13 protein-coding genes and 1 tRNA gene are annotated in these 14,250 nt (G+C 51.4%); 11 read left to right on the forward strand and 3 right to left on the reverse strand.

All coding sequences use genetic code 11. The features are described 5' to 3' along the window. Window positions 1–450 (forward strand): PxKF domain-containing protein (locus ACQY6F_RS00900; RefSeq protein WP_428771527.1); only part of this gene is annotated, 450 nt, incomplete at its 5' end. 170 nt (window positions 451–620) lie between these two features. Here the strand turns inward: ACQY6F_RS00900 and ACQY6F_RS00905 are convergent. Continuing rightward, window positions 621–697 (reverse strand) — tRNA-Arg (locus ACQY6F_RS00905). 200 nt (window positions 698–897) lie between these two features. Between ACQY6F_RS00905 and folD the strand changes: the two genes are divergently transcribed. Further along, a complete protein-coding gene (gene folD, locus ACQY6F_RS00910) occupies window positions 898–1,764 on the forward strand; it encodes a bifunctional methylenetetrahydrofolate dehydrogenase/methenyltetrahydrofolate cyclohydrolase FolD (protein WP_428771529.1) in 867 nt (288 codons plus the stop codon). Between the two features lie 67 nt (window positions 1,765–1,831). Here the strand turns inward: folD and ACQY6F_RS00915 are convergent, their stop codons facing one another. Continuing rightward, window positions 1,832–2,803, reverse strand: a complete 972-nt coding sequence (locus ACQY6F_RS00915) for a lytic murein transglycosylase (RefSeq protein WP_428771530.1) — start codon at window positions 2,801–2,803, stop codon at window positions 1,832–1,834. A gap of 22 nt (window positions 2,804–2,825) precedes the next feature. After that, window positions 2,826–3,119 (reverse strand): YcgL domain-containing protein, encoded by a 294-nt coding sequence (locus ACQY6F_RS00920; protein ID WP_428771532.1) that lies wholly within the window; start codon window positions 3,117–3,119, stop codon window positions 2,826–2,828. A gap of 194 nt (window positions 3,120–3,313) precedes the next feature. On the opposite strand from ACQY6F_RS00920, the gene minC reads away from it, so the two are divergent. The 9 genes from minC to ACQY6F_RS00965 all read left to right on the forward strand — a co-directional run bounded on the left by minC (window position 3,314) and on the right by ACQY6F_RS00965 (window position 14,091). Further along, window positions 3,314–3,994, forward strand: a complete 681-nt coding sequence (gene minC, locus ACQY6F_RS00925; protein ID WP_428771534.1) for a septum site-determining protein MinC — start codon at window positions 3,314–3,316, stop codon at window positions 3,992–3,994. Further along, window positions 3,994–4,806 (forward strand): septum site-determining protein MinD, encoded by an 813-nt coding sequence (gene minD / locus ACQY6F_RS00930; RefSeq protein ID WP_428771536.1) that lies wholly within the window; start codon window positions 3,994–3,996, stop codon window positions 4,804–4,806. Before minC ends, minD begins: the two co-directional genes overlap by 1 nt. 7 nt (window positions 4,807–4,813) lie before the next feature. Continuing rightward, window positions 4,814–5,077, forward strand: a complete 264-nt coding sequence (gene minE, locus ACQY6F_RS00935) for a cell division topological specificity factor MinE (RefSeq protein ID WP_428771538.1) — start codon at window positions 4,814–4,816, stop codon at window positions 5,075–5,077. Window positions 5,078–5,277: 200 nt separating this feature from the next. After that, window positions 5,278–7,158, forward strand: coding sequence for a sensor histidine kinase (locus tag ACQY6F_RS00940; protein ID WP_428771540.1), 1,881 nt, complete (start codon window positions 5,278–5,280; stop codon window positions 7,156–7,158). Then, window positions 7,151–7,759, forward strand: coding sequence for a response regulator transcription factor (locus tag ACQY6F_RS00945; RefSeq protein WP_428771542.1), 609 nt, complete (start codon window positions 7,151–7,153; stop codon window positions 7,757–7,759). The genes ACQY6F_RS00940 and ACQY6F_RS00945 overlap by 8 nt, the downstream gene beginning before the upstream one ends. A gap of 92 nt (window positions 7,760–7,851) precedes the next feature. Next, a complete protein-coding gene (locus ACQY6F_RS00950; protein ID WP_428771544.1) occupies window positions 7,852–8,907 on the forward strand; it encodes a c-type cytochrome in 1,056 nt (351 codons plus the stop codon). A 244-nt stretch (window positions 8,908–9,151) separates the two neighbouring features. Then, a complete protein-coding gene (gene dsrO, locus ACQY6F_RS00955; RefSeq protein WP_428771546.1) occupies window positions 9,152–9,904 on the forward strand; it encodes a sulfate reduction electron transfer complex DsrMKJOP subunit DsrO in 753 nt (250 codons plus the stop codon). 2 nt (window positions 9,905–9,906) lie between these two features. Then, on the forward strand, window positions 9,907–10,995 hold the full coding sequence (gene nrfD, locus ACQY6F_RS00960) for an NrfD/PsrC family molybdoenzyme membrane anchor subunit (RefSeq protein ID WP_428771548.1): 1,089 nt from the start codon (window positions 9,907–9,909) through the stop codon (window positions 10,993–10,995). A gap of 3 nt (window positions 10,996–10,998) precedes the next feature. Continuing rightward, entirely contained in the window at window positions 10,999–14,091 is a 3,093-nt protein-coding gene (locus ACQY6F_RS00965) for a tetrathionate reductase subunit A (protein ID WP_428771550.1), read from the forward strand. Window positions 14,092–14,250 lie beyond the last annotated feature (159 nt).

Consider the following 14,250-nt stretch of genomic DNA (forward strand, 5'->3'; position numbering starts at 1 on the left):
GAAACAACCCGCGCTGTTACTTTTGACCAACAGCCACCGGCCGTGCCGGAATATTCCTGTGACGGGTTCTACCAGCCTTTTGATGACAACATTACCATCAAGAAAAAGTCCAAAGGCACCATTCCTGTAAAAATGGAACTGACAGACGAATATGGCTACCCCATGACAGATGCTGACATTTCAGCCCCGCCTGTCATCAACGTCACATTCAACAGCACGGTTTACGGTAATGGCACCACAGATGATGCGGCTCTGGAATCTGTCGGTAGCTCCAATGACGGCAACCAGTTCTCTTACAATACTGATGCAGGTCAATGGGAATACCGAGTAGGAACCAAGCAATTCAGTAGCTCTGGGACTTATCATGTGACCGTTACGTCTGGCGATAGCAATGAATACACTATCAACAGTGGTGTGCAATGTTCGCAAAGCTTTACTCGTCAGGAATAACACAATGCCACCTGCATGCTGTGTGGGTGGCTTTCCTTATATAGCTCGACATAACTTTTGTGATTCAGGGCTCGAATCTGAATATAACGATCGATACACGACGGAATAGGCGTGTTTAGGTTGAGATTCTGAGGTGGATTATTAGAGGAAGACTGTGCTGAGGGGAGAAATGGCACGCCCTACAGGATTCGAACCTGTGACCACATGCTTAGAAGGCACGTGCTCTATCCAACTGAGCTAAGGGCGCGCTATGGGGACAGGATTATACGGTCTGAATGAGTTTAATCAACGGCTTTGTCTATGTTTCTGATTTAAGTGTTTAAAAAAGCCCCACAGCCGGACTAACTGCATAAAAACAGAACTAAGCAAACGTTTGCTTGTGGATGTTCGTCAAATTATTTGCGACAATGCGCGCGAAAATTTGGTCACCTCACGTTAAGGAATGTCATGACGGCTCAAAATATCGACGGAACTCTAATCTCTCAAACCGTTCGTTCTGAAGTGGCGGCAAGGGTGAAAGCCCGAGTAGATGCTGGTTTACGTGCACCTGGCCTGGCGGTCGTGCTGGTTGGTGAAGATCCAGCCTCTCAAGTGTACGTAGGCAGCAAGCGCCGCGCCTGTGAAGAAGTCGGTTTTGTCTCTAAATCCTTTGATCTGCCCGCCAGTGCGACTGAAGAAGAGCTGCTGGCCCTGGTCGACGAACTGAATCAGGATCCTGAGATCGATGGCATTCTGGTGCAGTTGCCACTGCCGGCTGGTATCGACAGCACCCATGTGCTGGAACAGATCCACCCGAATAAAGATGTCGATGGCTTCCACCCTTACAACGTCGGTCGCCTGGCGCAGCGAATTCCAAAACTGCGTTCTTGTACGCCGAAAGGTATCATCACCCTGCTGGAGCGCTACAACATTGAACTGCGTGGTAAGCACGCGGTGATCGTCGGAGCATCCAACATTGTCGGCCGTCCTATGACGCTGGAACTGTTGCTGTCTGGCTGCACAACAACTACCTGCCACCGCTTTACCAAAGATCTGGAAAGCCATGTCCGTCAGGCTGATATCGTCGTTGTTGCGGTCGGCAAACCTAACTTTATCCCTGGCCACTGGATTAAAGAAGGTGCTGTAGTGGTCGATGTCGGTATCAACCGTCTTGAGAGCGGCAAACTGGCCGGTGACGTGGATTACGAAGGCGCCAAAGAGCGTGCGAGTTTTATCACCCCGGTACCGGGGGGCGTTGGCCCGATGACCGTCGCCAGTCTGATTGAAAACACCATGCTGGCCTGTGAGCAGTTCCACACCAAAAAGGCCAAATAACGGTCGGTTTTAACCAAAGTGAAAAGGCTCCCAATAGGAGCCTTTTTCATTTCACAAACTTAATCTATTAGTAGACGATTCTGTCTGCCAGATGGCTGACCGCCAGGGCGAAGTAGTAAGAGCGATTCCACTTCATCAGCACGTTATAGTTGTTATACACCAGGTAAACGCGGCCATTTTCATCGTCTGGCATGATCAGCCAGGCTTTAATGTCCTGTTTCAGCTTAGGCAGCGGTTTGCCGTCGTAACGGGTCACGCCCAGCTTGCTCCACTCCTGCAGCAGCTTACCCTGCCCATCCTCGCGCCCTTGCAACGTTTTGTCGAACCCTTTTGGCAGGTGTACCTGACGCCCCCAGGTGTAGCTGTCGTTCCAGCCAGACTGGCTGAGGTAATTCGCCGTCGAGGCAAACACATCCTGGCGAGAGTTCCAGATGTCTTTTTTGCCATCGCCGCTGCCATCGGTGGAATAAGCCAGAAACGAGCTCGGCATAAACTGACACTGGCCCATCGCCCCGGCCCAGGAGCCTTTCATCTCTGCTGGCGAAATATGGCCCTGCTCCAGTATTTGCAGTGCGGCCATCATTTCACCGCGGAAAAAAGCTTCCCGGCGGCCTTCATAAGCCATGGTTGCCAACGCATCCACTACCCGGTAACCACCGGTAAATTTGCCGAAATTACTCTCCACTCCCCACAGAGCAACGATAAATCTCGGCTGTACGCCGAACTGCTCACCGATGCGTTTCAGATCCTGGTAATGTTCTTTGTACAGCCGCCTGGCCTGATTGACTTTCCAGTCCGGTACCGCTCTTGGAATGTACTCATCCAGCGTCAGGCGTTTTTCCGGTTGATTGCGGTCGGCTTTGACCGCTCTCGGTTTGTACTCCACCTGGTCGAACGCCTGCTGAAGTATCGTCTCGGAAATCCCCTGCTCTCTGGCTTGCTGTTTGATTCCTTCAACGTATTCATTAAATTCGACTTCATTAGCCATGACACTGGTAGTCATGGCCAAGCCGATCACCACTGACATCAATTTTTTCACAGGCCCCCCTTGAGAGCGTTGGCTATTCGTTGTCACCCGTCTGGGTCTGCTGCTTTTTTCTTTCTTTGTACTGTTCCAGTAGATTTTCTGGTGGTGGTGGCAGCTGTAGGAAAAAGCCGTCACTCTCGAGTGAAGCTGTCACTTTTTCAATGTCGACCTGAGCCAGCTTACGGCCATCAAGCTTGATAACCATGACAAATTGCGGCTTGCCGAACATCTGCATCAGGCTATCGGGAACCTGAGAGAAATCGTCTTTTTTCGGCACGTAGAGATAGGTACCTTCCTTTTTCGAGCTTTTATAAATTGAACAAAGCATGAGTTGCCTTTTAATTGAATTTGTCTGACTAATACTGACTATTTCGTCCGCGATTGGTTGAAATGTTAGCGTTTTGCTAAAAATTGCAGCAGTTGCCTGTTCTGACGGCAAGTTTGCTTGCTGTGCATAGGGAGGAAATATAACATGACCTTCCAGGTTTTAGGCAATGCGTTAATTGGAGATACGGACTACCTATGTCGCAAGCACCTGACTTAAAAGGGAGTAGTTTTACCTTGTCAGTACTACACCTCTCCGACAATGACATTTCAGCCACCCAACAATTTCTGCAAAGCAAGGTTGATCAGGCGCCGGCATTTTTTGCTGCTGCACCTATCGTAATCAATATTGCCAATGTAGCACAGGATATTGACTTCGTTTCTTTGAAACAGAGTATTACTGACGCGGGCATGATTCCGGTTGGCATTACCGGCAGTCGCGATAAGCGGACTCAATCACTGGCGGCAGAGGCCGGATTTGCGGTGATGTCGGCCAGTAAATCCCCGGCCCAGGCGCCAGCTGAAATGGCGCCGACCAAAATTATTCATACCCCGATTCGCTCCGGGCAGCAGGTGTATGCCAAAAATGGCGATCTGGTGATTCTTAATCACGTCAGCGCCGGTGCAGAGGTAATAGCCGACGGGTCGATTCATATTCACGGTACATTGCGTGGCCGGGCCATAGCCGGTGCCAGTGGTCAGAAACAGGCTTCGATAATTTGTCATGACTTACAGGCTGAGTTGGTTTCAATCGCAGGCAGCTACTGGTTGAGTGACCAGATCCCGGCCGAATATTGGCAGCAAACAGTGCTGATCAACCAGCAGCAAGACTCTCTGCATTTAGAACGGCTTACCATTCAAGAAAAAAGGAAAAAATAATGGCGCGCATAATTGTAATAACGTCAGGTAAAGGCGGCGTGGGTAAAACCACTTCCAGTGCCGCCATCGCCTCAGGGCTGGCTTTAAAAGGCCACAAAACGGTAGTGATCGATTTTGATATTGGTTTGCGTAATCTGGATTTGATTATGGGTTGCGAACGCCGGGTAGTGTATGACTTCGTTAACGTGATCAACGGTGAGGCCAGCCTTAATCAGGCCCTGATCAAAGACAAACGAACCGATAATCTGTTTATCCTGCCGGCATCACAAACGCGCGACAAAGACGCCCTGACTACAGATGGCGTCAAACGTGTGCTGGACGATCTGGCCGAGATGGAGTTCGAATTCATTATTTGTGACTCTCCGGCAGGCATCGAACAAGGTGCCCTGATGGCGCTCTATTTTGCCGATGAAGCGATCGTTACTACTAACCCTGAAGTCTCGTCCGTACGTGACTCCGACCGTATTCTTGGCATCCTTGACTCCAAATCGCGCCGCGCTGAGTTGGGACTGGAGCCGGTTAAACAGCACCTGCTACTGACTCGCTACAATCCGACCCGGGTGAAAAACGGTGACATGCTCAGCGTCGAAGACGTGGAAGAGATCCTGCACATTTCGCTGCTCGGCGTTATTCCGGAAAGCCAGGCGGTTCTGAATGCCTCCAATCGCGGCGTACCAGTGATTTTCGATCAAGAATCCGACGCAGGCTTGGCCTATGATGATACCGTGTCACGTTTGTTGGGTAGCGAGTTAGATTTCCGTTTCCTTAGCGAGCAGAAAAAAGGCATTTTCAAACGACTATTCGGAGGCTAATGCAGGCATGTCACTATTAGAGTTTTTTCGACCGCAGAAGAAGTCGTCGGCCAATCTCGCCAAAGAGAGGCTGCAAATTATCGTCGCCGAGCGCCGCAGTCATGATGACCCGGCCCCAAGCTACTTACCGCAGTTAAAGGAAGATATCCTCAAAGTGATCGGTAAGTATGTTAATGTTGATCCGTCCATGGTCGATCTCAGCTTCGAGCATAAGGATGACGACATTTCAGTACTGGAACTGAACGTTAAGTTGCCGGACGAAGAGAAATAATCCGCGCAAATTCCATAGGCACCTCAGGGTGCCTTTTGTTTGGTTCGGCCAATCGAACATACCTGGCTCATCATCTGACATCGACATATATCGTCTACTCACACTCCTCGCGCCATTTCCTAGGCGGTCGCGATGATTTGTGTTAGTTATTTGGCTAACCATATTCCTCTTACACCCGGCAGTAAGGATGACAGGTAGTGATGTTAGCTAGTTCTCACGCTCGCCAAGTGCCGCACGGCTATTTCTTCAGCTCCCTGCTATCCGTAGCTAAACCTTTCAGGGCGTTGTCACCCTTATCTTTTCGCCGCCTGCGGCAGTTGCTGTTCCATCTCTTGCTACTGATGGTGGCTGGTAGCCCCTTGCCTGTTCATTCAGCCAGCGATGATCTGGTGCAGCGGGTTGGTGTGCTGGCATTCAGAGGCGAACAGAAAGCCATTGCCCGCTGGTTGCCCACCGTGGATTATCTGTCTGAAAAAATTGAAGGCCATCAATTCATCCTGCAGCCACTGAGTCTTGAACAGCTCAATCAGGCGGTGATTGATGGTGAGATAGATTTCATCATTACCAACCCAGGCCAGTTCGTCCGGCTCGGGTCAAAATACGGCATGAGCTGGCTGGCTACACTCAAATCCACCCAGCGCAATGGCAGGCAGCCGGTGATTGGCTCGGCCCTGATCGTGCGGTCAGACTCCACCTTTACAAGCTTATCCGATTTAACCAATGCCAAACTGGGAGCGGTCAGTTCACAGGCATTTGGCGGCTATCAGATTTATTGGGGGGAAATGGCGAGTCAGGGCATCAAACCAACACGGCACTTTTCCTCCATCGAATACTCCGGGTTCCCGGTCGACCAACTGCTTTACTGGGTAGAAAGCCGGCGTGTGGATGCGGCGGTTGCTCCTGCATGTTTGCTGGAAACCATGAATATTGAGGGGCAGATTGAACTTGAAGATTTTCGCGTTATCCAGCCCAAGATGATTGAAGGTTACGATTGCCAGACCAGTACTGACCTTTATCCAAACTGGTCATTCGCTAAACTGAGCCATACTTCTCTTGAGTTATCGGAACGAGTCGCACAAATGCTGCTCGCCCTGCCAGAATCCTCACTGCCTGCACAAGCAGCCAATTCACTCGGCTGGACGGTCCCGGTAAGCAGTTACGATATCCATAAGCTGTATGACAAGCTGGAAATTCACCCCTGGCAGCTACCCTGGTGGCAGTCACTGAAAAACTGGATGATTAATAACTGGCGATGGGGCCTCGGCATTATTCTGGTGATCGTATTAGGCGGTTTCCACCATATCTGGGTTCAGTACCTGGTCAAGAAACGAACCCAGCAGCTTCAGCAGAAAAAGGCTGAATTGCTCAGTCAGCAGCAGTTGCTGGAGCACGCTCAGCGTGTTGCTATCCTGGGTGAATTGTCGACCGAGCTGGCCCATGAACTCAACCAACCACTTACCGCGATTAACAGCTTTGCGGAAGGCGGACAAATTCGGTTCGGTGAATCCGCCAATCACGAAATAGGCCGATTGCTAAAACGCATCAGCGGCGAAGCACAGCGTGGCGCTAAGATCATTAATCGTGTGCGCCATTTTGCCCGGCAGCAGCCCCAGGTGCGCGACAACATCAATATTAATGATTTGATCAAAGAAACCTTAGCGCTGGTCGATTACGATCTGAATAAATACGGAATAACAGTTGAGTTTACCACTTCCGATTTGCCGGTATTCGCCAATATCGATCCGCTGGAAATTCAACAGTTGCTGATCAACCTGATTCGAAACGCCTTAGACGCCATGCGTGAACAGAGTGACTCACGCGTGCTGTCGATTAATGTGGCAAGCACTCAGGATAACGGCACTGTAAACTTAACCATCAAAGATACCGGTGTCGGCATGACAGCGGAGCAACTGGCAAAACTGTTTAAACCGTTTTATACCACCAAAACCGACGGGCTGGGGTTAGGGATGTCGATCTGTAAACGTATTATCGATAGCCATCAGGGCGAAATCACTATTTCCGCCAATGTGCCACAAGGAACCAAAATCGAATGCTTATTACCGGGAGAAATACATGACTGAGCCAGATCTGGTACCTGTGTTTATTGTCGATGACGACAACTCTGTTCGCGATGCTCTCAGCTATGTTCTGGAAGGTTATGGTTTGCCGGTAGAAAGTTTCGCCAGCGGAGAAGCATTTCTTGCGGGCACTGATGCCACCCTGCCCGCCTGTATCATCTTAGATAGCCGGATGCCTGGCCTGTCCGGTCAGGATGTGCATCAACAACTGCTTAGCGAAGCATCGTGTATGCAGGTGATTTTTCTCACCGGGCACGGTGATATGCCAATGGCAATCGAAGCATTTAGGAAAGGAGCGTGTGACTTCCACCAGAAACCGGTCAAAGTCGACGAGTTGCTGCCCTGTATTAAAAAAGCCCAACAACAGAGCTTACACTGCTATCGCAGGCAACAATGCCAGCGCCAGTATGATTCCCTGACGACCAGAGAGCGCGAGCTTTTTAGTCTGGTGGTGCAGGGATTCATCAACAAGCAGATTAGTGAACAATTGTGTATATCGGTAAGAACCGTGGAAGTACACCGAGCCAAGATGATGGAAAAACTTGCCCTGAATTCGATAACGGATTTAGTGAAGTTTTCAGAGATACTCACCTCAACTCATTAACATAATTGATAATAATGTGGTTAACCACAATATACTTAAGGGTTATTTTGGCGCAACAATCACTCTGTCTCAGCCCAATCAGGAGTCTTATCATGACGAGATTCAGTTTTGTTGCCCTACCCATATCACTGTTACTCATTGCCACTTCCAGCTACGCCTCTTCACCAGATCCGGAAGAATTCCAGCAGATCTATCAGGGGACCTGGATACAGCCCGCCGAATCGACAATCCCCAATAACCAGCAGGGGGATATGATTCGATACGGCAGAACTCTGCTGAACGAAACGTACAAATACCTGGGTGGCGGCAGTCAAACCCAGGTGAAATTTACCGGTAATAAACTCGCTTGTACCAATTGCCACATTGAAAATGGTACCAAGCCCAACTCGGGGCCTTGGGTCACCTCTTATCAAAAATACGCCGGAGCCGGTAAGTATAGTTCCAGAACCAACGAGTACCGTACACTGCCAATCCGTATTAACGGTTGTATGCAACGTTCAATGGCGGGCTCGCCGCTACCGGAAGACAGTTACGAAATGTTGTCTATCGTTGAGTACTTTAAGTGGTTAGATACCGGTATTCAGGTCGCAGACTGGCAAGATGTAAATGGTCAGGGTATGCCTGGGATCCCAGATTTAGCACGAGCAGCCGATCCGGTTAGAGGGGCTGAAATTTACCGGGACGAATGTCGCACGTGTCATGGAGACAATGGTCAGGGACGCTGGGAAGAAGATGAAGAAAAATTCCGTTATCCTGCGTTATGGGGCCCAAATAGTTATAACAATGGTGCCGGCATGTATCGCTTGCGCACCGCGGTAGGCTTTGTCAAAAACAACATGCCTTACGGGAAAGAGGATTTGACCGATCAAGAAGCGTGGGATGTCACCGCATTTATCAATTCGCAAGCTCGACCTGAATTTGCCAATCACCTCAATGATTGGACAGGCTACGGCCCAGATGGTATGCCGCTTTGGATGAAAAAACGCGTCGATGCCGCTTATCCTAACTACTGGCCCCGCAGTGACGGCAGTGACAATCTCAGTCTGCCAGCCATGTTTACTCCTGAACAACACAAATATGGCCCGTTCCAACCGCTGCTTGATATGCAGCAACAACTCCAATCTGAATGGCAAGCGTTAAATCAGTAACGCTCCAGCACTTTTCGTAACTGTCCTGGACTGGCGCCCCAATTGGGGCGCCGTTTTCATTCTAATCAGCCCAGAAGATTGGCTGATTAACTGCGCCGTACCTTTGCACCTGATGGCATTGTAAATAAAACAAAAATTAATCCAGATCAATTCATTACCCATAATGTGGTAGACCACAATAGCTGGATCCGTTGTCGCTGCGCACAATCGTAAGCAGATATCAACTAACCACAGGCAGTGATATATGGATTCCAGTAGAAGACGGCTACTCAGCCAAATCAGCACAATTACTGCTGGTGCCGCCTTAATTCCCACCATTCAGGCGGAGCCGGTACGAAACAATCAACAACCCGAACGTAAAGGGATATCTGGCAAGCGTTACGCCATGCTGATCGATTTGCGCAAGTGTATTGGCTGTCAGGCGTGCACTGTCGGATGCAATATTGAGAACCAGACGCCTATCGGCCAGTTCCGTACCACAGTCAAACAGTATCAGGTCACTCTGAGTGATGGTTCAACCCAAACCCAATCTGCGACGACATTTACCCTGCCAAGGCTGTGCAACCATTGTGACAATCCACCATGCGTTAGAGTCTGCCCGGTACAGGCCACTTTCCAGCGTGAAGACGGCATCGTGATGGTAGATAACAAACGTTGCGTGGGCTGTGCTTATTGTGTTCAAGCATGTCCTTACGATGCTCGATTCATTAATGAAGAAACGCTGACCGCGGACAAATGCACCTTCTGCGCTCATCGTCTTGAGCAGGGGCTGCTACCGGCGTGTGTCGAAACCTGTGTCGGCGGCGCACGCGTTATCGGCGATATCAATGACCCTAATAGTCAAATCAGCCAACTGATCGCCGAACATCAACAAGACATTCGGGTGCTCAAACCGGAACAGAACACCCAGCCACATGTGTTCTACATCGGCTTAGCCAACGAATTTACATCGCAAATCAGTGGTCAGACGATGGTATTTGCAGCCAAAGGAGCCTAGTTATGGATATTACCGAAATCTTAATCCAGCCACAGCAGGTTGCCTGGCTCCCCTGGGCGCCGCAGTACTTTTTCTATATCGGCGCTGCCTATGCGAGTTCAATACTGTTTGCCGCTTACCAGTATGCCGACAAATCCTCTGGCTACACATTGCGATCTGCACTGGCTCTGGTGATGGCCATCTCAGCCATGGTTGGCCCGATAGCCCTCACCGGTGACTTACACCAGCCCGGCCGCGCCTGGCTGTTCTATCAACACATCACCCCATGGTCGTGGATGTCGCGTGGTGCATTGATGTTGCCGCTTTTTTCTGCCCTGTCACTGCTGACGGCCTGGCTTCACTTCCGCGCGGAACTACAACAACTGGCACACAGCAGTTCGCCGCTGTTGAAAGCAATCAGCCGGCTATCACTGGGACAGTGGCAGACTTCCGGCAGTATGCTGCAAAAAGCCGCGCTGTTAACGGCATTATTCGGCATCGGCATCGCTATCTATACCGGGGCCGAAGTCGCAGTAATGCAGAGCCGTGCGCTATGGCATCAGGCGGCACTGCCATTGCTTTGGACCAGCAGTTCGTTCTCTGTGGCTGTCGGCCTAGCGGTGTTGTTACTGCGTCTGTTGCCTGCATCCGCGCATAGCGTAGCTGGCGGTCAGGGGTTGCTTGGCGTGTTGAAAATCAGCACCGTGATTAACCTGCTGTTACTGGCCTGGTGGTTACTGAGCCCTTCCGCACAGCAAATACTTGCCCAGCCAGACTGGATTACCGGTCTCAGCACCTTTGTGACCGGCTCACTGGTCATACTGGTGGCCTGTTTTACGCTGTCAGCACAAAAAATCCTCTCATGGCAAGGCCTGTTGCTGGCTGGTTTCATGCCGCTGGCTTGTGGTTGGTATTTGCGCTGGCTCACCATGATCAAAGTGCAAACCGTCGCCAAATTCGACGCAGCCAGCTTCCCCTACTCACTGCCCATGGGTTCGGACGGCCTGCTCAGTATCGTAGGCATGGCCGGACTGTGGTTGGCCATTGCGTTACTGGCCAGCCAGTTCTTGTGCCAAACCGAACCTTCTCATCAACCCACTCAAGAGGCCTGAATCATGGACAAATCTCGTCGTAATTTACTGAAGTCTGGACTGGCTGTGGGAGGCACCGTCGCTTTTGCCGCCGGCTACGCTAAACCGGCCAAACATATGGTTGATGGCTTAACTCAGGGGTCATCCGGCACAGAAACCAAACATTTCCATCACGGTAACTCTCTGCCGCCGGAATACCGGGTCGATTCGGGCGAACAACGGCTGATCGCCAACCCTGACCAACGGGTCTGCCCTTCGCAATGCTTTGGCTGCTGGACCCAGTGTGGCGTCCGAGTGCGGGTCGATAATAATAGCGATGAAATACTTCGCATCGCCGGTAACCCGTTCCACCCTCTGGCGACCGAGAGCCAGATCCCGTTCGACACGCCGGTAAAACAAGCGCTGTATAGCCTCACTGGAGATAACGGCCATAATCACCGCGCGACGGCATGTGCCCGCGGCAACGCGATGCTGGAAGTACGCAACAGCCCGTACAGAATTACTCAACCGCTCAAACGGGTGGGCAAACGTGGTGAAGGAAAGTGGCAGCCTATCAGCTACGAGCAGCTCTTACAGGAAGTCACTGAAGGCGGCGACTTGTTCGGTGAAGGACATGTCGATGGTTTGCGTGCGATTCGAGATGTGAAAACCCCGCTGGATGCCGACAATCCCGAATATGGTCCAAAATCTAACCAGCTATTGGTGACCAATGCCGGTAATGAGGGCCGCGATGACATTCTGAAACGGTTTGCCTTCAACAGCTTTGGCACCCGAAACTTTGGCCACCATGGTTCGTATTGCGGCTATGCGTTTCGTGCCGGATCCGGGGCTCTGATGAGTGACCTGAATAAATTTGCCCATGTGAAGCCTGATTTTGCCCATACACGGTTTGTGCTGTTTATCGGTACCGCGCCGGCCCAGGCCGGTAATCCTTTCCAGCGTCAGGCCCGTCAACTGGCAACGGCTCGCAGCGGCGGTGACTTCGAGTACGTGGTCGTTTCACCAGGCTTACCGATGACCAATAATCTGACGGTGAAAGAATCCAATCAGTGGCTGCCGATCAAGCCCGGTGCCGACTCCGCACTGGTAATGGGTATGATCCAGTGGATATTAGCCAACCAACGTTACAACGCTGAGTTTCTGGCTCAGCCAAGTGCAGCAGCGATGAAATCTGCCGGAACCGCCCACTGGTGTAACGCCAGTCATCTGATTATTTCTGACCAGGATCATCCACGCAACGGCGCCGCTCTGCGCGGTTCCGATATCGGTCTGCCGTTCAAAGGCAAGCCTTACTCAGACCAAGACCCTTACGTGGTAGTCGATGCCGGCAACCGCTCATTGCATTCACATACTCAATCAACTCCGGCAGAGTTGTTTGTGGACATGACGGTCACCACATCCCGCGGTGAGGTTAAAGTGAAAAGTGCTTTGCAGCGACTGAAAGAGGAAGCCGACCGATTTTCACTACAGCAATACAGTGAACACTGTGGCATTACCGCAGAAAGCATTGTGGCGCTGGCGAAAAAATTCACCAGCTATGGTACCCAGGCCGTGGTCGATACCCATGGCGGTAACATGCACACTAACGGCTTCTACAGCTCTTACGCCATTTTGATGCTGAATGCGCTGATCGGCAACATCAACCAGAAAGGCGGTGCGATGGCCAAAGCTGGCGGCTACCCGACTGCAGCCAAAGGACCTCGCTACAACTTTACCCAGTTCCCGGGTAAAGTGGGGCCGAAAGGTGTCTTTCTATCGCGCAGTAAATTTCCTTACCAGAAAACCAGCGAATATAAGCGGCGAGTGGCGGCGGGCGAATCCCCATACCCAACCAGAGCGCCCTGGTACCCGATCTCTGCTCCGTTACTGACTGAGCACCTGTCTGCGGCGATAGACGGCTACCCATACCGACTGAAAGCCTGGATCAACCATATGGCTAATCCCATGTATGGGGTGCCCGGTCTGCAAAAGTTACTGGGTGAAAAACTCAAAGATCCGCAGCAACTGCCGCTGATCATTGCAGTCGATGCTTTCATTAACGAAACCAGTACCTTGGCCGACTACATCGTTCCGGATACGGTCTCTTATGAGAGTTGGGGTATGAGCAGCCCATGGCATGGCGTCTCCACCAAAGCAGTGACCGCTCGCTGGCCTGTCGTCGAGCCTCGCACAGAGAAAACCGCCGATGGTCGGCCGATTAATTTCGAGAACTTCGTCATCGATCTGGCCAAGAAAATGGATCTGGGTGGATTTGGCGACCATGCGATTCAGGATGCAGCTGGCAACTGGCATGGTATCCACAGCGCGGATGATTACTACCTGCGCTCAGCCGCCAACCTGGCCTACGTTGCCGGTGGCGTTGGCGTCGCGTCAGAGGAAGATATCCAGTGGTCCGGGCTAACACGGCTGCTGCCCGCGATGAAACAGGCACTCTCTGCGGAAGAAGTTGGCCGGGTTGCGTTTGTGCTGAGCCGTGGCGGACGGTTTGAAGATGCCACGCAAGCGTACAAAAAGGATCAGATGAAGTATCAGTGGAAACAGCCACTGTCTATCTGGAACGAGAAAGTCGGCACCTCGCGTAATACCATGACAGGTGAGTTCTACTCTGGGTGCCCGACCTGGCATCCACAGAAATTGGCCGATGGCACACCGTTACGCCAGCAGTATCCGCTAGCAAGCTGGCCGTTCACCTTATTTAACTTTAAATCGAACATTCACAGTGCCGTGTCCAGCCTGTCTGAACGACTCCACGCACTGAAAGGCTTTAATCCGGTGTATATAAATCCTGAAGATGCCGAAAAAGTTCAGCTTAAAAACGGCGATACCTTTACCCTTAGTACACCGGAAAGCTCAGTCAACGCGGTTGCATTGGTCGTTAGTGGCGTGCTACCCGGCACACTGGGTGTGGAGCACGGTTTCGGCCACCGCGAGCTTGGGGAACGCTCACACTGGATAGGCGACAAACAACAGCCCGTACGTCAACGCTCGCTCCACTGCGTTAACATCAACGATGTCGGCCTGATTGACCCGACTCGGGACAGTAACGGCGTGTTGCTCGATTGGGTGGTGGGCTCTGCTGCCAGAAATGCCCTTCCGGCTCGGATCGACAAAGCCTAGCAGACCGCTAAACCATAAACCGCCCTCTCTGAGGGCGGTTTTTTATTGCTCAATCCACTATCTGCATCTATGGCTTTGATTCACAGATAAAGCCTGCTAACAAACACGATTGGCCAGCCACTCGATAAGCTTCGTTCAACTAACCTCAGTTTGCTGCCG

The organism is Vibrio sp., from assembly GCF_050299255.1.
In the GTDB taxonomy this organism is placed as follows: domain Bacteria; phylum Pseudomonadota; class Gammaproteobacteria; order Enterobacterales; family Vibrionaceae; genus Vibrio.